Raw genomic sequence first — 22,763 nt, 5'->3', positions numbered from 1 at the left:
CGGAGTTTATCATGAAAAAGCTGCTTGTTTTCTTTTCTCTTGCTGTATTCACTACTCCAGTGCTGGCTATCACTCGAATAATTACATTGTCAGTTTCAAACATGACTTGTGCTGCCTGTCCGATCACGATTAAGAAAGCACTTTCTAGAGTTGATGGTGTAAGCAAAATCGATATTGCTTTTGACAAGCATGAAGCCGTTGTTACCTACGATGATGCTAAAGTTGATGTACAGAAATTAACTGAAACTACTAAAAATTCCGGTTATCCATCTAGTGTCAAGCAGTAAGCTGTAGTACAAACTAAATAGCTAGCCTAGACCGAGGAGGGCTACCTGCAAGAAATTTTAACTATTAAGCAGTTAACTCCGGTGGCATACTATTGATAAATATTTAGCTATTGCTCTACATTTAAAAAGTACTTATGCCAGCTGAATTAGTTTTATTTGATGTGCTTGTTCCAGGATTGCTGGTTATATTTATCCTGAGCACATTTGTATTATGGTTATTTGATTGGCTAGCAAGTTACTATCGCTGGTACCATTATGTTTGGCATCCTGCCCTATTTCGCCTTGCCGTATTTACTATTATTTTCAGCTTATCTGGGTTATTCATAATAAAGTGAGATTGCTATGAATGCCACTTCTGTGATTCGTTTTTGTATTACTACTATCGTAGTAATTATAGCAGTGATAGCAGCGTGGCTATTATGGAATCACTATATGTATTCTCCTTGGACGAGAGATGCTAGAGTATATGCAGAAGTAGTAAAAGTAGCTCCAGATGTTTCTGGGTTAATTACCCATGTAACAGTTAAGGATAATCAACAAGTACGCCAAGGTGATCTTTTATTTGAAATCGATCAAGAGCGATTTCAACATGCAGTAGATCAAGCTCAGGCGAGTCTAAACATGGCGAAAGTATCAGTAAAAGTAGCTGATGCGGAAATTAAAGCTACAAAAGATAGTGCTGCTGCGGCTCAAACCACCTATCTCATGCATCACCAAGAATCTGATCGTAGGCGAAATATGAATAAATATGCCACTCAAGAGGAGCAAATGAATACAGAAGCCATTGCCAGAGCAGCTTATGCTCAATGGCAAGCAGCACTAGCTAACCACGATCAGGCTAAAGCAAATAAGGTAAAAGTACTAGCAGATATAGAAAGTGCGGAAGTGGCATTAGCAATAACAAAACTTGATTTAGCTCGCTCTAAAATATATGCACCTATTGGTGGTTATATCACTAATCTGGATGTATATATTGGTGAATATGCCCATGCAGGACAAGCTTATATGGCGTTAGTAAGTCGCCACAATATTTGGATTTATGGCTATTTTGAAGAAACTAAGCTACTCGATATTCGAGTAGGAAATAAAGCCGATGTCCGCTTAATGAGTGGGGCACGCTTTAAAGGCAGCGTGGAAAGTATTGCTAGGGGAATCATTGATAATCAAAATAGAAGAGGTGTTAATTTACTCGCTGATGTAAACCCTACTTTTAATTGGGTGCGTTTAGCCCAGAGAATTCCCGTGCGGATTAAAATCGACTATAATACGGTACCTCAAGATTTACTATTAGCTGCAGGCCTTACCGCAACAGTAATACTTCATCCTGTAGCTAATAAATAAGCTAATTTGCACTTCCCTGTGCTTTTTTCTGCAAAAAAAACAGAATCTCCTAAATCTTATAATTTCTTAAGCTCGAAGTGTTTTAGCCGCTTCAACCATGGTACATAAAGCAGTTTCCACTTCTTCCCAGCCTCGGGTTTTTAGCCCACAATCTGGATTAACCCAAAGCCGCTCTGGTGGTACATATTTTGCTGCTTTTCGCATTAAATCTACAATTTGCTCTGAGGTAGGTACGTTGGGTGAGTGAATATCATAAACACCGGGCCCTACTTCATTAGGATAATTAAAGGTAGCAAAGGCTTGTAATAATTCTCCATCTGAGCGAGAAGTTTCAATAGTAATGACATCCGCATCCATAGCAGCAATGGATGCAATAATATCATTGAATTCTGAATAGCACATATGGGTATGAATTTGAGTGCTATCCTCAACTCCAGCTGCAGAAATTTGGAAACAACGTACTGCCCAATCTAAGTATTTATTCCAATCTGCTTTCCTCAGGGGTAACCCTTCCCTAAAGGCAGGCTCATCAATTTGTATGACTTTAATACCTGCTTTTTCTAAATCTACCACTTCATCTCGAATAGCAAGGGCAATTTGTAAGCATGTATCTGAACGAGGTTGATCGTCCCGTACAAAAGACCACTGTAGAATAGTAACCGGTCCGGTCAGCATTCCTTTAACCCATTTGTTGGTTAGTGATTGAGCATATTTAATCCAATCTACCGTCATAGGATTGGATCGGGCTATGTCTCCATAAATAATGGGTGGTTTAACACAGCGAGAGCCATAACTCTGTACCCATCCATATTGGGTAAATGCAAATCCGTCAAGTTGCTCTCCAAAGTACTCCACCATATCATTACGTTCAGCTTCCCCATGAACTAGCACGTCTAAGCCATATTTTTCCTGCTCGACAATCGCTTTTTTAATCTCTTCTTTCATGTGCATATCATATTCTGCTTCAGAAATGATATTTTTCTTAAATTCTTGTCGTGCTTTACGAATATTAGCTGTTTGAGGGAAAGAACCGATAGTAGTGGTTGGATATGGTGGTAGATTGAGTGCCTCCTTTTGAGCTTTAGCCCGATCGGCATAGGCACTTTGTCGTTGAGTTAATTTATCATTTACTCCAGCTACTCTCTCTCTAACATTGGTTTGATGAGTACGAGTAGATTGACGGCGGCTTTGCTGGGCAGCAGTAGAAACCTGTAAATCATGAACAACAGCCTGTTTACCCTCTGTTAAAGCACGTTTTAGAGTAGCAACTTCTTTAATTTTTTGGGTAGCAAAAGCAAGCCATGATCTTAGTTCATTGTCTAATTTGGATTCTAAACTTAAGTCTGCTGGAGTATGTAGTAAAGAGCAGGATGGGGCTACCCATAAACGATCCCCTAATCGTTCTTTGATAGACTCAAGTGTTTTAAAGCTTGCTTCAAGATCATTGCGCCAAATATTTCGACCATCCACAACACCAGCTGAGAGTATTTTATAAGCAGGGAGTTCATCAAGTACTTTAGTCAGCTGATCTGGAGCACTGGTTAAATCAATATGCAATCCTTCAGTGGGTAAGCGACAAGCAAGCTGGGTATTATCACCTAAAGCTCCAAAATAGGTAGCTAAAAGTATTTTTAATCCTGAATTAACTAACTGAGCATAGGCTTTTTCAAATCCAGCTTTCCAGTCATTAGGTAAGTCTAAAACTAAAATTGGTTCATCAATTTGAACCCACTCTACCCCTTGAGATTTTAATCTTTCTAGTATTTGCCCATAAACTGGCAAAAGTTTATCAAGTAAGGAAAACTTATCAAAATCTTCTCCCTTAGCTTTTCCCAGCCATAAGAAACTTAATGGACCTAGAATTATGGGTTTTACAGGTACACCAAGATTTTGGGCAGCAGTTACTTTCTCAAAAAGCATGTTACTGGATAGAGAAAAATCCTGATGATCTTGAAATTCTGGTACAATGTAGTGATAGTTAGTATTAAACCATTTAGTCATTTCACAGGCAGCCGCTTCTGTACCATGGATACTACGGCCTCTTGCCATTCTAAAATAGGTATCCAGATCTACACCCCCACCTGGGTGACCAAATCGAGGAGGAATTACTCCAAGCAAAACAGACATATCAAGTACATGATCATACCAAGAAAAATCACTCACTGGGATTAGATCCAATCCAGCGTCTTTTTGTCTTTGCCAGTGTAAGTTTTGTAACTCATGACCAATTTTTATCAAATCTTCCTGGCTTAGCTGTCCTTTCCAATAGCTTTCTAAGGCCCATTTCAGCTCTCGCTTATCTCCCATTCTAGGAAATCCTAAATTATGTGCTAAAACCACAAATAAACTCCTATTTGTTATTTAAAGAAATAAATATAGTTTGGCTTAGGTAATTTATTAATTCAATTTAATAATTTTAAGATTAGTATGAATTTTATTCATATTAATGAAGAGAGAGCTATTTTATGAAGAGTAATCGTTTTAATCTTGCAAATAATCCATACTCTGCAATCCATGCAGCGTAGGCACGATAGATTGGATCTTCATTTAAATGCCGCTCTTCGGTAACTGCACGCATATAGTAAATGAAATTTAACACAGCTAATAACATACAATTTCGTACAGCCATCCAAGGGTTATTTATAGGAATAAAGGGAACCCATATAAGCCACCAAGAAATGCTTTTACAAATATAATCCGGATGCTTGCTGTACTTGAAAAGCCCATCTGTAACGATTCCTCGATTGGTTAGATTAGAAAAACGTAATCCAAGGGTTAATATACTTAAAACATGAATAGTAATCATGCTAAGGATCATTAGCCCCCAAATAATCTGTATGTATGGATGATTATGTAACCATGGTCCCCATCCCCAATGATCAGTCTGATAAGGTAACAACTTATCAAGGATAAGGTTGAATGGTGCATAACATATTAGAGTAACTAACCAGCCAAGCGTTGTTGGCTGGACTGTACGAGTGTGGGCATCTAAAATACGAAGAGACATGGTATAACCAATAACAGCAACCATTATATCCACAAGATACAGCCAATGATAAAAAAATGTATACACTGAAAGCCAATGCTTTACTTCCATGCTTTTAAAACTATGAATTGCAGTTTCGAGATTAGCATTCACACCAACCAAATAGCAAAACATTGAAGGTAAGAAAAATCCTTTTATTATCCATCCGCCCCAGTGATGAGCAATACGATTCCAATCGGGGTTTTCTAAACAGCAAAATACAGCTCCAAGATGCCAATAATCATCGTATGGGTCACGTTGCAATCCATCTATCCACCAAAAATAGATAGGGGATAAAATAAGCAGTGGAATCCCGATTATTTTCAATACTTCCCACCAAGGCTGATAGAATGTATCTTGGTATTCTGGAAAAATAAGATAAGCTAATGTAGGCACAGCAAGACTAAATGCAAGACCTACTAATTTAACGAGTACTCGCTGCAATGATGCTTTCCGAGGTTTTAATCCAACTAATCCTGCCGAATCCCGCTGCCAAACTTTAGCAACAAACAAATCATAAGCACTAATAATAGTAGCTATTACTATACAAGCAATGACTCCATTACGAAATGTAGAAAATGGCCACCACCACTGAAGAATAGCTAATATAGCTAATCCTACTGCCAATGCTAAAAAATTAACAGTAAAATTACTTGCTGAAGGAGGTAGAGATATTTTAGGAGTATTTTTGTTTAAGAAGATATTCTCTTTTTGGTTTTTATATTGGAGCTTTTTAAAAAATTCCATTTCTTATCTAAGCTTACTTTAATTTTTTTATATTGGATATTTAGATACTTCTTTGCCGCTTGTGTTAGATTAAGGTAGCAATGAAAGGATGAACCAGATCTGAAATACTAAGAAATAGCTTTAGCTATTTCTTGTGCATTTGATTTCGTATTATTCAGTTTATTTTGGCAAGATTGAATTGCCGATAAGATTCCTTTTGAGTTTAGATCACAACTAGCAAGGATTTCTTCTCTTGAACCATGCTCTTGAAAATAATCAGGAAGCCCCTGATGTAATATTGGAATGAGTATTCCATGTTTTGCTAGGCATTCGCTTACTGCACTTCCAGCACCACCTGCAATAACATTATCTTCTATCGTAACTAATAATTCATGAGTTCTCGCCATTTCTATAATGGCTTTCTCATCAATAGGTTTTACAAATCTCATATTAATTACTGTAGCATTTAATTTTTCCGCTACTTCTAGAGCAGACGTAAGCATGGCACCGAAAGAGAGAATAGCAACATTTGATCCGGAGCGTTTAAGTTCTGATTTACCTAGCGGAATTTGAGTCATTTCTTCTTTTATTTCTATCCCAATTCCTTTTCCTCTAGGGTAACGGACTGCAGCTGGTTGATTGAGCATAAATCCAGTATAAAGCATTTGCCGGCACTCATTTTCATCGGCAGGTGCCATAACAATCATATTCGGAATGCAACGTAGGAAACTTAAATCAAAACTTCCTGCGTGGGTAGGTCCATCAGGACCTACAATACCTGCTCGATCAATAGCAAATAATACGGGTAGGTTTTGAATTGCTACATCATGAATGAGTTGATCATAAGCTCTTTGTAAGAAGGTAGAATAAATAGCTACTACAGGTTTTAAGCCATCACATGCCATTCCTGCAGCTAAAGTAACGCTATGCTGCTCTGCGATACCTACATCGAAGTAGCGCTTCGGAAATTGTTCCGAAAATTTTACAAGCCCTGAACCTTCTCTCATAGCAGGGGTAATTCCTACTAAGCGGCTATCTAAATAAGCCATGTCACAGAGCCATTGACCAAATACTTGAGTATAAGTAAGTGTTGGCTTTGTTTTTGCTACGCTCTTTGGCTTTTCCATGCCTACTTTAGGATCAAAAGGCACTACTGCGTGATAAGTGACTGGATTATTCTCAGCTAATGAATATCCTTTTCCTTTTTTAGTAACAACATGCAGTAACCTAGGCCCGCCTAGTTTATATAGATTACGTAATGTGCTAACCAAGACAGGCAGATCATGCCCATCAATAGGGCCAAAGTAGTTAAACCCCATTTCTTCAAATAGTGTCCCTGGAATAACCATACCTTTTACATGCTCTTCGGTACGCCGGACTAGTTCCCACATGGGTTGAGGCATCCGCTCTAGTACTTTTTTACTACCCTCCCTAACTGTAGCATAAAAACTGCCTGTCATTAACCGGGTAAGGTAACTTGAAAGTGCCCCTACGTTTGGAGAAATAGACATCTCATTGTCATTTAGAATGACTAGCAAATCTGAACCACAAGCTCCTGCATGATCTAAGGCCTCATAGGCCATGCCAGCAGTCATACCTCCATCACCAATAATGGCTACTGCCTTACGGTTACTACCACTTTGATCTGCAGCAATAGCCATACCTAGAGCTGCCCCAATGGAAGTACTAGAGTGTCCTACACCAAAAGTATCATAAGGACTTTCTAATCTAGAAGGAAAAGGTGCTAGCCCATTAAGCTGCCGGATAGTCGTTAATAAATCCTTTCTTCCAGTTAAAATTTTATGAGGATAGGCTTGATGTCCTACGTCCCAAACTAGTCGATCTTCTGGTGTATTAAACACATAATGAAGCGCGATGGTAAGATCTATTACACCTAAGCCTGCGGCGAAGTGACCCCCACTTTGAGAAACTGAATGGAGTAAGAAAGATCGTAATTCCTCAGCAAGTACATGTAATTCTGCTTCTGATAAAGAGCGTATTTGTTCTGGTGTGTGAATACGGTTTAATAAAGGGTAATTTGCTGTAGCAGTCATATTAAAAATTGGTAATCAGGAGGTTTTCGTTCTCTAATTTCAGGGCAATATTGAAGATATTAGACTAATTAATTATAGTAGTCTATGAGTAGATTATTTTGTATATAATATATAAGTTTTTATTTTTATCTAAAGTTAATTATTAACTGTACACTACTAAAGGCAATAGATATAACTTATGGAAGTTACCCTTTCTCAGCCTCGGGGCTTTTGTGCTGGTGTAGTGCGTGCTATTGAAGTTGTTGAGCGTGCATTAGAAATTCATGGTGCGCCTATTTACGTGCTACATGAAATTGTCCATAACCAACATGTGATTCAAGATTTACAGCAAAGAGGAGTTATTTTTACTGAAGATTTAAGCTCTATCCCTTCAGAATCAGTCGTCATTTTCAGTGCCCATGGGGTTGCTACAGCTGTGGTAGAAGCTGCAAAACTTCGTAACTTATACGCAATTAATGCAACTTGTCCGTTAGTCACTAAAGTTCATTTACAAGCTCAAAAATATCACCGTCAAGGAGATGAACTTATAATTATTGGACATGTAGGTCATCCAGAAGTAGAAGGTACTCGTGGACGAGTTAACGGCACTGTTTATATAGTAGAATCTGTTGAAGAAGTTGAAAAATTAGAAGTTAAGGATCCAAAGCGGATCGCTTATGTGACTCAAACCACTTTAAGTATTGATGATACTCGAGATGTGGTAGAAGCACTTAAAAAACGCTTTCCTGATATTAATGGTCCAGGGCTTGATGATATCTGCTATGCGACCCAAAATCGCCAAAATGCAGTTCGAGAAATAAGTAAAGGGATAGATGTCCTTTTAGTCGTAGGAGCACGAAATAGCTCAAATTCTAATCGCCTACGGGAAGTAGGTGAGCAAAATGGGGTTGCTTCTTACCTTATCCAAGATAGCCAAGATATAGATTTCGGTTGGTTTACTCCTCAATCTAGAGTAGGAATTACTGCCGGAGCTTCAACACCAGAAATCCTTGTACGGGAAGTTTTAGATAAATTACAACATTACGGTGTAAGCGAAGTGAAAAATTGGGATGGAGTACAAGAATCTGTAAGCTTCCGCCTACCTTCATCGCTACTCCGATCTGAAAAAGCTACAAATTCCACCTAAACTCTTTGTAGAGGAACAACACAATTATGGGTATACCTTTAATCCAACAATATCGAGTCGGTAAGTATATATTAGAGCAAAAATTGCGGGGCGTAAAACGCTATCCTTTAGTATTAATGCTTGAGCCTCTTTTTCAATGTAATTTAGCTTGTGCTGGTTGCGGAAAAATAGACTACCCCGATGAAACTTTAGCCAAACGCCTAAGTGTTCAAGAGTGTCTTGATGCAGTAGATGAATGTGGTGCTCCTGTTATATCAATCCCTGGAGGGGAACCTCTACTACATAAGGAAATGCCTCAAATCGTTGAAGGTATTATTAAGCGGAAAAAATTTGTATATTTGTGTACCAACGCTCTTCTTTTGTCTAAAAGATTAAAAGATTATACGCCTTCACCTTATCTTACTTTTTCAGTTCACCTAGATGGTTTAAAAGAAGAACATGATGCCTCTGTATGCCAAGATGGCGTATTTGATCGGGCAGTTACAGCAATTAAATTATGTCTTGAACGAGGGTTTAGGGTCACTATAAATTGTACTCTATTTCAAAATGCAGATTCTAAAAAGGTAGCTGAGTTTTTCGATTATTGTATGGGGTTGGGCGTAGAAGGTGTTACTATTTCCCCAGGATATAGCTATGAGCATGCACCTAGGCAGGATATTTTTCTCCAACGGGCTGCAAGTAAGCGTTTATTTAGAGATATTTTCCGTCTTGGTGAAGGACACAAATGGAGATTTAACCAGTCTAGTCTTTTTTTAGATTTTTTAGCGGGAAATCAAAGCTATCAGTGTACTCCTTGGGGTAATCCTACCCGTAATATTTTTGGTTGGCAAAAACCTTGTTATCTGTTCTCAGAAGGGGGATATGCTCCCACATTTAAGGCATTAATGGAGGAGACAGAATGGGAAAGATATGGCACAGGAAATCATCCTAAGTGTGCTAATTGTATGGCTCATTGTGGCTATGAACCTACTGCGGTGAATGATACTGTGGCACATCCTATAAAAGCACTTTCCGTATTTCTGAGAGGTCCTAAATTAAAAGGTCCCTTGGTCCCAGAGCTACCAATTAAGTATTCACAAAAACAAACGGCTTCTCCAACACCAATAGAAACCCATTTATCTCAGAAGGGAGAAGATATATCTTAATATCTCTTTAATTAAGGGATATTTAATTATTGAAACAGGTACAAGATCTGTAGGCTTTAGCTATACCATTAATAACTGTAATTATATACGGAATTAAAAACAGCATTATGAATCGAAAGTTAGTAGGAATGAGGGTTACATCACTATTTATAGGTATTTTGTTTTTGTTAATAACACCCTCAACCTTTGCGGATGCACCTTCTTCAGTTATTGAAAAGTTACAAGCAGAGCTTTTATCTGTAATGAAAAATGCTAAGAAGCTAGGTTTCGATGGTCGCTATAAACAACTTTTACCTGTAGTAACAGAAACTTTAGATATCCCATTCATTGCTCGTTATACCCTTGGATCTTCTTGGAAGTCCCTTACAGATGAGCAGAGTATTCAATTTGTTGATGCATTCCAAATTTTATCTATTTCGGATTACGCACGTCATTTTGATGGTTATAGTAATGAAGAATTTAATATTGAAGGCGAATATCCCCTTAAAAAGGGAGGGATGCGAGTTAGGAGTAGACTAACTAACCATGATGATACTAATGTTATATTTGATTATCTTCTGAGAAACATAGATGGTAACTGGCGTATCGTCAATGTAATTGCTGATGGGGTAAGTGATTTAGCAGTTAGAAGAACTGAATATCGCCAAGTCATTAAAACACAAGGCTATGATGCGTTACTTGATCAGGTTAAAGAAAAAAGTAAGCAGTATCGAGAAGCTGCGATTGCTAAGGAAAGTAAGTAAAATTTTAATATAAAACCATCTTTTATCATGTTTGATCATTTGCCAAGAGAGAAAGAAAATTCTTTTGCTAAGGCTGCTAGTCATTTTGTTACTCGTTTTATTACCCAATGTATTCATGTAGTGTATCGCTTTTCTCTTTGGGTTATCATGTCTACCCTTTTATTCTCAGGGTGGGTGCTTTTTTACGTATCAGGGCATTTAGGTGTAGATATGGATACAGGAAATATCTTGTCTCCAGATCTCCCTTTCCGTATAGCAAGCAAAAATTATGATAAGTTATTTCCTCAATATCAGGATACTTTACTCATCCTTGTTGAGGGGGATATTCCAGAACATACTTGGGACGCTACTAAGCAGCTTACTAACGCACTTGAGAAAAATTCTCTCATTAAAAGTGTTTATGCACCTGAATCAAATGATTTCTTCAAACGCAATGGATTGATGTATCTAGATCTCAAAGATTTAGATAAAGTATCAGATAATCTAGCTGAGGCACAACCGTTTCTAGGTAAATTGACTCAAGATCCCACATTAAATAATTTCTTTGGGATGCTCGATGATATTATTTCTGCAAAACAGAAAAAAGAAACTACTCTTGATTTAGAATCAATTTTCTCCTCTATTAATGAAACTATAGAAAGTACTTTAAAAGGACAGGCTCACTTGCTTTCTTGGCAAGAGCTTATGAATCGAGGATCTTCTTTATCAAAGAGTGGAGAGCGTCAATTTATTATTGTGCAGCCTCAGATGGATTACAGCCAGATGCTGCCTGCAAAGGATGCCATTGATGAGATTAGAGATGTTGCTAAATCTCATCATTTAGATCCTGAACACGGAGTGAGAATACGGCTTACCGGTGATGTAGATCTTGCCCATGAAGAATTAGAAAGTGCTTTAACAGGAAATACCCTTGCTGGGATTTTAGCCCTGATCATGACAGGGACCTTATTATATATAGGGCTTCGATCAATCGCATTTTCACTTACTATTTTATTAGGATTAGTAGTTGGTCTAACCCTTACCGCAGGGTTTGCTGCATTTTATATCGGGCATCTCAATATTATCTCAACTGCGTTTGGTGTACTTTATGTTGGGCTAAGTACCGAATACGATATTCAATTTTGTATGCGCTATCAGCAGCTTGTAAATCAGGGAGCACATAGACTAAAAGCATTGAAAATAACAGCATCTGAAACTGGGATTGCCCTTATATTATGTGCTGTTACTACTATGATTGGCTTTTATTCATTTATCCCTACTAAATTCTCTGGTGTTGCCGAATTAGGCTTAATTGCAGGCACAGGAATGTTTATTAACCTGAGCCTTACCTTGCTTCTCCTTCCTGCCATACTACGCTATTTACCTGTTAAAAATATCTCAAATATCTACGAATCAAAGACCGAAAGTAAATTTAATTTTATATATAGCTGGCCATTACGGTATAGGAAACAAATTCTCTTAGGAGGCTTAATATTAGGGTTAGCAACTCTACCCTTTCTACCTCAAGTAAGGTTTGATTACGATCCGCTTAATTTGCGCAACCCTAATTCAGAATCAGTTTCTACAATAAGAGAGCTGATGAAAACTGAAACTATTCCTATGTGGAGTGCTATTATACTTGCTTCTAATGCGGAAGAGGCTCAAAAAATTGCCTTGCTGGCTAAAAAAATAGACTCAGTAGACAAGGTAATCACTGCTAAAGACTTTATACCTGATGATCAAGAAGAAAAGTTAGAGACCATTGATGATTTAAGTTTACTTGTAGGTCCACTTTTATTAGATGCATCAATAAAGCCAAGTGCTGATCCTGATCCTAAGCAAGTTCTGCCTACCTTAAATACATTTCTTCATACCTTGGATTCTTATTTAAAAGATCCTTCTCCTAAGGATTTTTTAGCAATTCAACGCCTTGAAGAAGATATCCAATATTTGGTTTCTACTATTGAACAGGAAGATCAAGCTACTCAGAAGCAAACGTTGCTTCGTCTAGAACATAACTTATTAGATACGTTGCCTGAAAACTTAAGTCAGCTACAAAACTCTCTAAAAGCTGAAGCAATTACGATGAATATCCTACCCTCTGATCTTAGGGATCGCTGGATTGCAGCAGATGGTACTCATCGAGTAGAAATTTTTCCTACAAAAGATTTTGATATTGATGATCTTCAGTCTTTACGTAGGTTTGTAAATAAAATTCATGAGATATCTCCTAGTGCAACGGGCCCCTTAGTACTTCAGCTTAGATCTGGAGAAGCTATTGTCGATGCTTTACAGCATGCTTTCTCTTATGCACTTATTGCAATTATAGTTGTATTGTTTCTTTTGCTACGTAGCCTTAAAGATGTTCTGTTAGTTTTGGTACCACTTGCACTTGCGGGTTTATTATTAGGTACTACTATGGCTACATTTCATATTTATTTTAATTTTGCTAATGTAGTTGCTTTACCTCTATTACTTGGAGTGGGTGTAGACAGCGGTATTTATATGGTAGAGAGAGTACGACAAGCCCCTAATGATCGAAATGATTTACTTCGTACCAGTACAAGTCGTGCTTTAGTGTTTACTACGTTAACTACTATGTTTAGTCTTGGTAATTTACTTCTAGTTTCTCATCCAGGAATGGCTAGTATGGGATTAATTCTTACTATTGGTATCGTATTTACTCTACTATGTACTTTAATTTTTCTTCCTGCATTACTTACTTCAAATCCAGAGAAATCTACTTCTTTAAGGGGAATATAGACAATTTTTTTATAAACTCTCTAGCTCTCTTAAACAATTTTGATAGCTATATTAGTAACGAACTATTATTTAATAATTCATAAAAGATATTTAAGTTTAAAGGAGCGTAAACCTTGAAAGTGCCACGTAACCCTACTCGAGCTGTTGCTATTGGCAGTATTACTATTGGTGATGGAAATCCAATTGCAGTACAGAGCATGTGTGCTACTCATACACAAAACATTGAGGCGACTACTAAGCAAGTAAGTAATTTAGTTGCAGCAGGAGCAGATATTATTCGTATTGCAGCAGATACAAAAAAAGATGTAGAAGCACTTGCTAAAATTCGCTCTCAAACGAAAGCTAATCTATCTGTTGATCTGCAAGAGAATTACCGTCTTGCTAAAGATGTAGCACCCCATGTAGATAAAATTCGCTATAATCCTGGTCATTTATACCATCATGAAAAGAATAAACCTTGGCAGGACAAAGTAAAATTTCTTGTAGATGTGGCTGGAGAAAATGACTGCGCTATCCGAATTGGAGTAAATGGCGGATCGGTAGATCCAAATAAAGCAGCAGCATTTCCTGAAGGGGATTCTATTTCTCCCATGCTTGCCAGTGCATTTGATCACTGTATATTTTTAGATAATCTAGGGTTTACTCGATATTGTGTTTCTTTAAAGGATTCCGATCCCAGTAAAGTCATCGAGTTAAATAAGCGTTTTGCCGCTGAACGTCCGGATATTCCCCTTCATTTAGGAGTAACAGAGGCAGGCATGCCACCGGATGGAATTATCAAAACCAGAATTGCTTTCGAGCAGCTTATCAGTCGAGGTATTGGAGACACTGTACGAGTCTCTCTTACTTTACCTTTTGATCGTAAAGGTGAGGAGATAGAAGCAGGACGGAAAATTATTGCTGATATTGCTGCAGGACGAGTACGCAGTGTAGTAGACTATGGGCTTAAGAGTTTAAATATTATTAGCTGCCCAAGCTGCTCTCGAGTGGAAAATGAAGCGTTTATCGAGCTAGCTCATGAAGTAAAAGCAATGACAGAATACGCCGCAGACTATGCAGTAACCATTGCAGTGATGGGATGCCGAGTAAATGGTCCTGGCGAGACAGATGATGCAGATCTTGGGCTTTGGTGTGGTCCTAAAGCAGTAAATCTTAAGAAAGGAACGGAAACTTTAGGAAGTTTTCGATACACTGAGATTCTACCTCGGCTAAAACAAGAGCTTGATTTAATTATTGCTGACAAAACTAAATCTCCAGCAAACTAAACTACTTTAAGAGTAGCTCATGATTGTTGAACAGATTTGGACAGGGAATGCCTATCGTAATTTTAATTACCTTATTGCCTGCCCAGAAACGGGTGAAGCTCTTGCTATTGATCCTCTTGACCACATTAAATGTTTAGCAATCGCTAAAAATCATGGATGGCAGATTACCCAAATATTAAATACTCATGAGCATGAAGATCATACAGGAGGTAACCAGAAACTTATTGCTCAAACTAGAGCCAAGTTACTTGCTCATAGTAATGCAAAGAATAAGATTACAGGTATAGATCAAGGATTAAATGCAGGAGATAAAGTTACAGTAGGTAGAACAGTTGAACTGGAAGTGCTAGATACCCCTGGGCATACCCTAAGCCATATTTGTTTATATGCCCATACAGATATCCCTGCTCTCTTTTGTGGTGATACATTGTTTAATGCAGGTGCGGGTAATTGTCACAATGGGGGGAATCCAAGCGTACTTTATCATACGTTTATTAATCAGCTTGCTAAACTTCCCGATAATACTCAGATCTATCCAGGTCACGAGTATATTGTAAATAACCTAAACTTCACTCTCCATTATGAAACTGATAATAAACAAGCAGTTTCCTTATTGCACAAAGTACAGCACCAAAATCCTAGCAGCCCTTTTGTATCTACCCTAGGGCTAGAGAAAGAAATTAACACATTTTTTCGCTTACATAGCTCATCTATTATTAATAGCCTGCAAATAATTTTTCCAGATTTAGCTGATATTAACCCTGAAATCATTTTCTTAAAACTAAGAGAACTAAGAAATACTTGGTAAATTATATCAATAGATCTCCAACTTTTTCAAATCGCCCTACCCTATGAGTATTCACTCCACCGCAATTATTGATCCAAATGCCACGTTAGGAAAAAATGTTACAGTAGGACCATATACAGTTATCCATGCTCCAGTAACAATAGGAGATGGAACAAGTATTAGCTCTCATGTAGTTATTCATTCCTATGTACAGTTAGGCACGCAAAATAAAATTCATAGCCATGTCGTTATTGGCGATCTCCCTCAAGATCTCTCTTTTGATAAAAATATAGAAACATGGGTCTCCATTGGGGATCGTAATATTTTACGAGAAGGAGTGACTATTCATCGATCAACTCACCCAGATCGCCCTACGAAAATAGGAAATGATGGCTATTTCATGGCGTATAGCCATATTGCTCATGACTGCTCTATTGGCAATCATGTCATTTTGACTAATAATGCTTTACTAGGTGGTCATGTAGAAATAGGCAATCGGGCAGTTTTAGGAGGATCAGCGGTCGTACACCAATATGCAAGGATAGGTGCTTACGCAATGGTACAAGGCAATGGCTCGGTAGGCCAAGATGTTTTTCCATATACTATTGTAGGTGGTCATCCAGTGCACCATTACCGATTAAATGTAGTAGGGCTACGTCGTGGCGGTATTCAGGGTCAGCACTATCGAGTATTAGAGCAAGCTTTTTGGCAGTTACGTAATGGTAATAGAGATTTGAGTAATTTAGAGAATACTCCAGAAATTACTTATCTTAGAAATTGGCTTTTAGTGAAATCGAAGCGAGGGTTTCATCGCTTTGCTGTAGAAAAGGAAGATTCAAAAATAAAATAATTAAATCTAAATAGTATTTAGCATCTCTAAAGCAAGATTACTTATACTTATTTGCGATGGTACCTCTAGTCTATCTTTAACTATTTTGAATTTTTTTTTCATAGTCCCAACTTTATCGTTATTGTGTAGCAAATCTAAAATTTCTTTTGCTATTTGATCAGGCGTAGCCTTCGCTTGAATAAGCTCAGTGACTATTCTATCCTCTGCAATAATATTGCACAGTGCAATATACTTTATTTTAACTAATAATCTACCTACCCAATAAGTCAAAGATTTCATTTTATACACCACTACCATAGGAATTCCCATTAAAGCAACTTCTAATGTCACTGTTCCTGAGGCTGCAACGATACCATTACAAGCTACCATCACATCATAAGGGCGATTAGAAATCACTTGAATAGGCACTGTACTCTGTATCAAGAAAGGTGCTAGTTCTGCTTCAGTCAGTGTAGATGCTAAGGGCAACAAGTACTGAGTATTAGGTATCTTTGAAGAGATTTTCTCTGCAGCTTGAATTAATACAGGTAAAATTAGTTTTATTTCACTTTTTCTACTACCGGGAAACAATCCTAAAGTTGGGTAGCGAGATTCTAATCCAAATTTAATTAGTGCTTCATTACGAGTTAAATTGCTTTTTACCTTATTTTTTAAGGGATGACCTACAAAGCAAACAGGAACCCCGGATCGTTCATAAAAGGGTATTTCAAACGGGAAAATGACTGCCATCATATCTACTAGCTTCCCAATTTGATGGACACGATGCTCTCGCCATGCCCATATCTGGGGGCTAATGTAATATAGAACCTTTATCCCTAGCTGTTTTGCAGTTTTAGCAAGTCGTAAATTAAATTCTGGATAATCTATTAAAATTAATAAATCAGGACGGTTTTCTTTAAGAAATTGCCGCATCTTTCGTAATACACTATAAATTTTTCTAAAGTGAGAAAAAATCTCTACTATCCCTACCACTGCTAGGTGGGCTGATTCATGTAATACTTCTACCCCAGCAGCTTTCATATGGGATCCACCAATGCCACAAAAACGAATCGGTTTAGATGAGGTTTCTCGTATTTTAGAGACTAAATCAGCCCCATGATGATCCCCAGAAGCCTCTCCTGCGACAATAGCAACTAACTGTGAATGCTGATCATTTTCCAAGTAACACACCTTGAACAACATTAAGCACTTGCTCTATCTGAGGCTTGCTCATTTCTGGAAAAATAGGTAATGATAAGCATTGTTTAGCAATTTGCTCACTGACTGGAAAATGTACATCTTGATATTTTTGTTTAAAAACAATCTGTTGATGTAATGGAATAGGATAATAAATAGCTGAAGCAATGTGCTGCTCTGTAAATGCTTTCATTATTTCATCTCGATAGGCAGAGAGTAAGGTATATTGATGATATACATGGGTATTTCCCGCTTCTTTATAAGGAGGAATACAATGAGGTAGATTAATAAGTGTTTGTGTATATTGTTGAGCGATTTGGTTTCTTGCTTGATTAAATTGATCAATATATTTTAGTTTGACTCGTAGAATCACTGCTTGTAATTCATCTAAACGGCTATTAAAGCCTAATTCGGTATGATGGTAGCGCTTTGAGCTTCCATGATTTCTCAGTACCCTAAGGTGTTCGGCAATCTCTTCAGAGGAGGTAGTAATAAGTCCCCCATCTCCATAACAGCCTAAATTTTTACTTGGAAAAAAACTAAAACACCCAGTAAATCCTAGCGTGCCTGTTTTTTTTCCATTAATCTCTGCACCAAAAGATTGGGCACAATCCTCTATGATAAGTAACTCATGTTGATCAGCAATTACCTGTAAACGCTCCATATTTGCCCCCTGCCCAAATAAATGGACAGGCAAGATAGCTCGAGTAGCAGGAGTAATCACTGCTTCTATTTGGTTAGTATCTAAGTTAAATGTTTTTTCATCTATATCGACAAATACTGGATGAGCTCCTACATAACAAATAGCCTCTGCTGTAGCAATAAAAGTAAAGGGAGAAGTAATCACCTCATCCCCAGCTTTAATTCCTGCAGCAATGAGTGCTAAATGAAGGGCATCTGTACCAGAAGCAACGCTGATGGCATATTGTGCACCTAAATAAGCTGCTACTTCTTTTTCAAAATCCTCTACATTAGGACCAAGAATAAATTGACCATTAGCTAAAGTGTGTAATACCGCTTCATTAAGTTCTTCCTTAAGCACCTGATACTGTGCTGTTAAATCTACCATGGGTAGCATAGAATATTTTTCTAAATTAATTTTATTTATTTTTAATTTTTAAGTAGCTGACTAATTTGAAGCGCAACCGCAAGTGCTTCTCTACCCTCTTTTCCACTGACTACTGGTTTACCATGTGTGATGATGATCTGTAAAAAAGAATCAATTTCAGACATAATGGCATCACTGCGATCAAAATAATGCACCTTACTAGTAATTTCTGGTATCCCTGGAAAAGCCTCTCTTGTACCTTTACGGAAGATACTTAATTTCTTTTTAAGAAAGTCTACGGAAATATAAGCATCTTTTTGAAAAATTCTCATTTTACGCTGTATTTTCATACTGATTCGACTAGCAGTTACATTAGCAACACAATCATTTTCAAATAAAATCCGAGCATTAGCAATATCTGTATCTCGAGTAAGCACTGATTCTCCATTAGCGCGAATTTCTTTAACAGGTGCATTGACTATGCTTAAAATAATATCAATATCATGAATCATTAAATCCAATATGACACTAACATCTGTTCCTCTAGGATTAAAATGAGCAAGTCTGTGGGACTCAATAAACTTTGGATCGTCAATAAATTCCTTAAGGGCAAGAGTAGTTGCGTTAAACCGCTCTAAGTGCCCTATTTGAAAAATTAATTTATTTTCTTTTGCGATCCGAATGAGATCATCGGCTTGTTCAAGGGTAGGGGTAATAGGTTTCTCTAATAGGACATGGATACCTGCTTCTAGACAGTCTTTAGTTACTTGATAGTGATACTCGGTGGGAACTACAATACTAACTGCATCTACTTTTCCAAATAAATCATGATAATCAGTAAAAACTAGCACACCATATTCCTGAGCAGTACGATGAGCTGAATCATGATCGATATCTACAACAGCAATAAAATCTGAATGAGGTAAGTGGGCATATTTTTGGGCGTGAAATTTCCCTAAATAGCCTACGCCAATGACTGCTGTTCTTATTTTTTCCTGCTTAAAAGTCATTTTGATAAACAAGATATTATTTTAGAAATGCTAGTATAGTCTCTAAAAATAACTTAGGGGAATCAACATGCACCCAATGGCCTGCATTCGGGATAGAGTAGATAGCGCCATAAGGAAACCAGCAATAAATTTCTTGCTCATCACCTGAGGCAATATAGCTAGAATCTTCCCCTTTTATAAACAAACTTTTACCTTTATACGGATGGTTTCCTATAATAGGTGCGCAAATTTCTTGATAATTATTTCTTAAATTAAACAAATTAATACGCCAAAAATAAGATTCTTTGGTTTTCTCTAAATTCATTAATAAAAACTGCCGTACTTTCACATCCATAATTTTTAAAGAAAGCACTTTATCAATCTCAGATCGGCTACTGTAGTGTGAAAGGTCTAATGAAGCTAAGGCATCAAAAATAAAATTATGAGAGGAATTATAAGCCCTAGGAGCAATATCTACTACAATTAAACTGCTTACCTGATCGGGAAAATCTAAGGCACATTGCATCGCAATTTTTCCACCAAAAGAATGGCCAAGTAAAATGGCTGGACTAAAATTATTTTCAATTAGAAAATAAGCAATATCTTGTGCTAAAGTCCGATAGTTAAAAAAATCCTGTGCAGGGGAATAACCATGGTTAGGTAAATCAAGGGTAATCACCTTGAAATCATTTGAAAATTTAGATGCTATACTACGCCAGTTACTCATAGAACCAAATAGACCATGTAAGATAACTAAAGGAACACCTTCCCCTTGAGATTGGTAATGAAATAGCATAAATATATTTTTTCTCTACTTCCTTAATTTAAGCATAAAAATAAATTAGAATTCATCATCATAACTTTAAAAACAATCTCTAATTTCATTTATGTTAAGCCATTCCTTAAGTTTCTTTCTCCATTTCGATACTCACTTAGGTGCCATGCTTGCCCAGTATGGAATATGGGTATATGCCATTTTATTTTTAATCATTTTTATTGAAACTGGTCTAGTGGTTATGCCACTTCTTCCTGGGGATTCTTTACTATTTACCGTAGGTGTTTTTACAGCCCATGAAGATGGATTAAATATATGGATAGCATTTGTTTTACTAATCACTGCTGCTATTTTAGGAGATACGGTTAATTATACTATCGGCAAATTATTTGGACATAAGGTATTAGATTGGCATTTTAGGGGAAAACCGCTAGTTAATCCTAAGCATTTAAATAAAACTCATAATTTTTTTGAACAATATGGAGCAAAAACAATTATTCTAGCCCGCTTTGTTCCTATTGTAAGAACCTTTGCTCCATTTGTTGCTGGTATTGGCTACATGCACTATAGAAAATTTCTTTCCTACAACGTTATTGGCGGTAGTCTATGGGTTCTATTACTTATCTTTGCTGGCTATTGGTTTGGAAATAACACCTTTGTAAAAAATAATTTTGAAAAGGTTATTTTAGGGATTATTTTCCTCTCTATCCTGCCTATGGTGATAGAAATTGCTAGAGCAAAATGGCAGAGAGTAAAAAAACAAGCTAAGTAAAAATACTTTAAATTGACAATTTCATGGAGGAATTAGAAAAGCTAAAAATTGCTCGCCATAGGGATAAAGATAATAAATCTAAAATAAAATATAAATGGTTAGTTATTTTTTCTTTTTTATTCGTTAGCATTTCCTCATTTTTCTACATTCAATTTTTCCATAAAGGAATTAAAGTAAAAATAAGTACCATTTCTCAAGTTTATCCTGCTCAAAATTACACTTTATTCAATGCTACCGGTTATGTAGTGCCTCAAACCAAAGCAGATATTGCCTCTAAAGGTACTGGGCAATTAGAAGTATTAAATGTTGAGGAAGGCGATCATATAAAAAAAGGGGATATTATTGCTCAACTGGAAAATCAAGATGTACTAGCAGCACAAGCTCAAGCCAAAGCTAATATTGCTGTAGCTAAAGCAGGTCTATTGGAAGCTCAAGCAGAATTAGAAAATGCTCAAATCGAGCTGACCAGATTGGTAGGGTTAGCAAAAAGAAAGTTGGCAACCCAGTCTGCCTATGATGCAGCCGAAGCTCGTTATAATACTGCAAAGGCAGCTATACAAAGTGCAGAAGCAACTATTACTGCTACTAAAGCAGCCTATCAGGCTGCTAAAGTTGCTGTAGAGTATACTTTGATCCGTGCTCCCTTTGATGGGGTGATTTTAGAAAAACATGCCGATGTAGGTGATGTGATTGTTCCTCTCTCCCCAGCTACTCAATCCAAAGGAGCAGTGGTTTCTATGGCAGACATGAGTACCTTACAAATAGAAGCAGATGTATCAGAGGCAAACCTGATGCAGGTAGAAATCCACCAACCTTGCCAAATCCAATTTGATGCCTTCCCAGATAAGCGTATTCGTGGTCGTGTCCACATGATTGTTCCTACCGTAGATCGATCTAAGGCTACGGTACTAGTAAAAATTAGCTTTATTGATCAAGATAAGCGGATTTTACCTGATATGAGTGCTAGGGTTTCTTTCTTATCTCAAGCTCTTTCACCTGAAGATTTAACACCTCGTACTGTCATTCCTAAAACAGCCATTGTGACTAAAAACAATCAAAATTATGCCTTTCAGATTCAAGATAATATTGCTCATTTAACCACCCTAATACTAGGAGAAGCTTGGGGAGATTCGGTAGTGCTTAAACAAGGGCTTAACCTAGATGATGAAGTTGTGATTAACCCACCGGAAACCCTTAAAGACAACGCTCGTATTCTTCCTATTACGGATTAGTATCTATTGGTATGGTAGAAATAAAAGGAATCAGTAAATTCTACCAACGGGGTAATCAAACCGTACCTGTCCTTGAAGACATTAATTTAACTATTACTGATGGAGAATTTATTGCTTTGATGGGGCCATCTGGCTCTGGAAAGAGTACTCTACTGAATTTAATAGCGGGGATTGATACCCCAAGCAGCGGACAATTATATGTAGATGGGGTAGATATTGCTACCTTAGCGGAAAAAGATTTGGCACGATGGCGAGCTGAACATGTAGGGTTTATTTTTCAGTTTTATAATTTAATGCCGGTACTTACCGCACTTGAAAATGTGGAGTTACCTTTATCCCTCACTGATTTAACTCGTAAAGAAAGAAAGGAGCACGCTTCCCTAGTACTTACCATTGTTGGACTTAAAGATCGAATGGATCACTATCCTTCTCAACTTTCAGGTGGGCAACAACAACGAGTAGCTATTGCCCGTGCTTTAGTGACTGACCCTACCCTCATTGTTGCCGATGAGCCTACTGGAGATTTAGATAGGGAATCGGCAAAAGACATTCTTAAATTATTACAACAGCTTAATCGGGATTTAGGAAAAACTATTATTATGGTTACCCACGATCAAGCGGCTGCAGATTGTGCTCACTTGGTAAAACATCTAGATAAAGGAGTGCTGAATCAATAATGA

Annotated in this window: 20 protein-coding genes; 13 read left to right on the top strand and 7 right to left on the bottom strand. The window is 37.3% G+C overall.

Annotation, left to right across the window (positions count from 1 at the left end):
- Positions 1-11: 11 nt before the first annotated feature.
- The 3 genes from merP (at position 12) to OOL07_RS03415 (ending at position 1,628) form a co-directional block, all read left to right on the top strand.
- Positions 12-287: a mercury resistance system periplasmic binding protein MerP gene (merP, locus tag OOL07_RS03425; RefSeq protein ID WP_264695024.1), complete on the top strand. Its 276-nt coding sequence runs from the start codon at positions 12-14 to the stop codon at positions 285-287.
- 134 nt (positions 288-421) lie between these two features.
- A complete protein-coding gene (locus OOL07_RS03420) occupies positions 422-622 on the top strand; it encodes a DUF1656 domain-containing protein (RefSeq protein WP_264695023.1) in 201 nt (66 codons plus the stop codon).
- Positions 623-629: 7 nt separating this feature from the next.
- A complete protein-coding gene (locus OOL07_RS03415; RefSeq protein WP_264695022.1) occupies positions 630-1,628 on the top strand; it encodes an HlyD family secretion protein in 999 nt (332 codons plus the stop codon).
- A 66-nt stretch (positions 1,629-1,694) separates the two neighbouring features.
- On the opposite strand, the gene metE is transcribed toward OOL07_RS03415, so the two are convergent.
- The 3 genes from metE to dxs form a co-directional block, all read right to left on the bottom strand.
- Positions 1,695-3,968, bottom strand: coding sequence for a 5-methyltetrahydropteroyltriglutamate--homocysteine S-methyltransferase (gene metE / locus OOL07_RS03410; protein ID WP_264695021.1), 2,274 nt, complete (start codon positions 3,966-3,968; stop codon positions 1,695-1,697).
- A 118-nt stretch (positions 3,969-4,086) separates the two neighbouring features.
- Entirely contained in the window at positions 4,087-5,400 is a 1,314-nt protein-coding gene (locus tag OOL07_RS03405; RefSeq protein WP_264695020.1) for a DUF1295 domain-containing protein, read from the bottom strand.
- 107 nt (positions 5,401-5,507) lie between these two features.
- Positions 5,508-7,433, bottom strand: coding sequence for a 1-deoxy-D-xylulose-5-phosphate synthase (gene dxs, locus OOL07_RS03400; protein WP_264695019.1), 1,926 nt, complete (start codon positions 7,431-7,433; stop codon positions 5,508-5,510).
- A gap of 178 nt (positions 7,434-7,611) precedes the next feature.
- Here dxs and ispH point away from each other — a divergent pair, with 178 nt between their 5' ends.
- From ispH to lpxA, 7 genes are all read left to right on the top strand, one after another.
- Positions 7,612-8,559 (top strand): 4-hydroxy-3-methylbut-2-enyl diphosphate reductase, encoded by a 948-nt coding sequence (ispH, locus tag OOL07_RS03395; RefSeq protein ID WP_264695018.1) that lies wholly within the window; start codon positions 7,612-7,614, stop codon positions 8,557-8,559.
- A 26-nt stretch (positions 8,560-8,585) separates the two neighbouring features.
- Positions 8,586-9,704 carry an adenosyl-hopene transferase HpnH gene (hpnH, locus tag OOL07_RS03390; protein ID WP_264695017.1) on the top strand — a complete coding sequence of 373 codons (1,119 nt, stop codon included), beginning with the start codon at positions 8,586-8,588 and terminating at the stop codon, positions 9,702-9,704.
- A 107-nt stretch (positions 9,705-9,811) separates the two neighbouring features.
- Positions 9,812-10,447, top strand: a complete 636-nt coding sequence (locus OOL07_RS03385) for an ABC transporter substrate-binding protein (protein WP_264695016.1) — start codon at positions 9,812-9,814, stop codon at positions 10,445-10,447.
- Positions 10,448-10,474: 27 nt separating this feature from the next.
- Entirely contained in the window at positions 10,475-13,189 is a 2,715-nt protein-coding gene (locus OOL07_RS03380) for an MMPL family transporter (protein ID WP_264695015.1), read from the top strand.
- A 119-nt stretch (positions 13,190-13,308) separates the two neighbouring features.
- A complete protein-coding gene (locus OOL07_RS03375) occupies positions 13,309-14,454 on the top strand; it encodes a flavodoxin/ferredoxin-dependent (E)-4-hydroxy-3-methylbut-2-enyl-diphosphate synthase (protein WP_264696317.1) in 1,146 nt (381 codons plus the stop codon).
- A gap of 19 nt (positions 14,455-14,473) precedes the next feature.
- Complete coding sequence (locus OOL07_RS03370; RefSeq protein WP_264695014.1) at positions 14,474-15,262, top strand: hydroxyacylglutathione hydrolase; 789 nt, start codon at positions 14,474-14,476, stop codon at positions 15,260-15,262.
- 43 nt (positions 15,263-15,305) lie between these two features.
- Complete coding sequence (gene lpxA / locus OOL07_RS03365; RefSeq protein ID WP_264695013.1) at positions 15,306-16,091, top strand: acyl-ACP--UDP-N-acetylglucosamine O-acyltransferase; 786 nt, start codon at positions 15,306-15,308, stop codon at positions 16,089-16,091.
- 6 nt (positions 16,092-16,097) lie between these two features.
- On the opposite strand, the gene lpxB is transcribed toward lpxA, so the two are convergent.
- From lpxB to OOL07_RS03345, 4 genes are read right to left on the bottom strand one after another with little or no spacing between them, the layout of a single operon-like run.
- Positions 16,098-17,252, bottom strand: a complete 1,155-nt coding sequence (gene lpxB, locus OOL07_RS03360) for a lipid-A-disaccharide synthase (protein ID WP_264695012.1) — start codon at positions 17,250-17,252, stop codon at positions 16,098-16,100.
- The gene (locus OOL07_RS03355) at positions 17,242-18,345 is read right to left on the bottom strand and encodes a DegT/DnrJ/EryC1/StrS family aminotransferase (RefSeq protein WP_413774101.1); all 1,104 of its coding nucleotides are present in this window, start codon (positions 18,343-18,345) and stop codon (positions 17,242-17,244) included. The genes lpxB and OOL07_RS03355 overlap by 11 nt, the downstream gene beginning before the upstream one ends.
- A 32-nt stretch (positions 18,346-18,377) precedes the next feature.
- A complete protein-coding gene (locus tag OOL07_RS03350) occupies positions 18,378-19,325 on the bottom strand; it encodes a Gfo/Idh/MocA family protein (protein ID WP_264695011.1) in 948 nt (315 codons plus the stop codon).
- 16 nt (positions 19,326-19,341) lie between these two features.
- Positions 19,342-20,100, bottom strand: coding sequence for an alpha/beta fold hydrolase (locus OOL07_RS03345; RefSeq protein WP_264695010.1), 759 nt, complete (start codon positions 20,098-20,100; stop codon positions 19,342-19,344).
- Between the two features lie 91 nt (positions 20,101-20,191).
- Between OOL07_RS03345 and OOL07_RS03340 the strand changes: the two genes are divergently transcribed.
- From OOL07_RS03340 to OOL07_RS03330, 3 genes are read left to right on the top strand one after another with little or no spacing between them, the layout of a single operon-like run.
- Positions 20,192-20,851: a DedA family protein gene (locus tag OOL07_RS03340; RefSeq protein ID WP_264695009.1), complete on the top strand. Its 660-nt coding sequence runs from the start codon at positions 20,192-20,194 to the stop codon at positions 20,849-20,851.
- A 23-nt stretch (positions 20,852-20,874) separates the two neighbouring features.
- Positions 20,875-22,083: an efflux RND transporter periplasmic adaptor subunit gene (locus tag OOL07_RS03335; protein WP_264695008.1), complete on the top strand. Its 1,209-nt coding sequence runs from the start codon at positions 20,875-20,877 to the stop codon at positions 22,081-22,083.
- A gap of 11 nt (positions 22,084-22,094) precedes the next feature.
- Positions 22,095-22,760, top strand: a complete 666-nt coding sequence (locus OOL07_RS03330) for an ABC transporter ATP-binding protein (protein WP_264695007.1) — start codon at positions 22,095-22,097, stop codon at positions 22,758-22,760.
- Positions 22,761-22,763: the final 3 nt, after the last annotated feature.

The sequence above is a fragment of the Candidatus Nitrosacidococcus sp. I8 genome, from assembly GCF_945836005.1.
Taxonomy (GTDB): Bacteria; Pseudomonadota; Gammaproteobacteria; order Nitrosococcales; family Nitrosococcaceae; genus Nitrosacidococcus.
Note: the sequence above shows the minus strand (reverse complement) of the source record. Positions and strands in the feature narration are given on the sequence as shown.

What these genes read in the sequence shown, in the direction of transcription:
- OOL07_RS03330 (WP_264695007.1), top strand. Translation starts at nt 22,095, where the DNA reads ATGGTAGAAATAAAAGGAATCAGTAAATTCTACCAACGGGGTAATCAA.
- OOL07_RS03370 (WP_264695014.1), top strand. Translation starts at nt 14,474, where the DNA reads ATGATTGTTGAACAGATTTGGACAGGGAATGCCTATCGTAATTTTAAT.
- OOL07_RS03385 (WP_264695016.1), top strand. Translation starts at nt 9,812, where the DNA reads ATGAATCGAAAGTTAGTAGGAATGAGGGTTACATCACTATTTATAGGT.
- OOL07_RS03415 (WP_264695022.1), top strand. Translation starts at nt 630, where the DNA reads ATGAATGCCACTTCTGTGATTCGTTTTTGTATTACTACTATCGTAGTA.
- OOL07_RS03345 (WP_264695010.1), bottom strand. Translation starts at nt 20,100, where the DNA reads ATGCTATTTCATTACCAATCTCAAGGGGAAGGTGTTCCTTTAGTTATC.
- OOL07_RS03355 (WP_413774101.1), bottom strand. Translation starts at nt 18,345, where the DNA reads ATGCTACCCATGGTAGATTTAACAGCACAGTATCAGGTGCTTAAGGAA.
- OOL07_RS03335 (WP_264695008.1), top strand. Translation starts at nt 20,875, where the DNA reads ATGGAGGAATTAGAAAAGCTAAAAATTGCTCGCCATAGGGATAAAGAT.
- merP (WP_264695024.1), top strand. Translation starts at nt 12, where the DNA reads ATGAAAAAGCTGCTTGTTTTCTTTTCTCTTGCTGTATTCACTACTCCA.
- OOL07_RS03405 (WP_264695020.1), bottom strand. Translation starts at nt 5,400, where the DNA reads ATGGAATTTTTTAAAAAGCTCCAATATAAAAACCAAAAAGAGAATATC.
- ispH (WP_264695018.1), top strand. Translation starts at nt 7,612, where the DNA reads ATGGAAGTTACCCTTTCTCAGCCTCGGGGCTTTTGTGCTGGTGTAGTG.
- lpxA (WP_264695013.1), top strand. Translation starts at nt 15,306, where the DNA reads ATGAGTATTCACTCCACCGCAATTATTGATCCAAATGCCACGTTAGGA.
- OOL07_RS03340 (WP_264695009.1), top strand. Translation starts at nt 20,192, where the DNA reads ATGTTAAGCCATTCCTTAAGTTTCTTTCTCCATTTCGATACTCACTTA.
- OOL07_RS03350 (WP_264695011.1), bottom strand. Translation starts at nt 19,325, where the DNA reads ATGACTTTTAAGCAGGAAAAAATAAGAACAGCAGTCATTGGCGTAGGC.
- OOL07_RS03380 (WP_264695015.1), top strand. Translation starts at nt 10,475, where the DNA reads ATGTTTGATCATTTGCCAAGAGAGAAAGAAAATTCTTTTGCTAAGGCT.
- dxs (WP_264695019.1), bottom strand. Translation starts at nt 7,433, where the DNA reads ATGACTGCTACAGCAAATTACCCTTTATTAAACCGTATTCACACACCA.
- hpnH (WP_264695017.1), top strand. Translation starts at nt 8,586, where the DNA reads ATGGGTATACCTTTAATCCAACAATATCGAGTCGGTAAGTATATATTA.
- OOL07_RS03420 (WP_264695023.1), top strand. Translation starts at nt 422, where the DNA reads ATGCCAGCTGAATTAGTTTTATTTGATGTGCTTGTTCCAGGATTGCTG.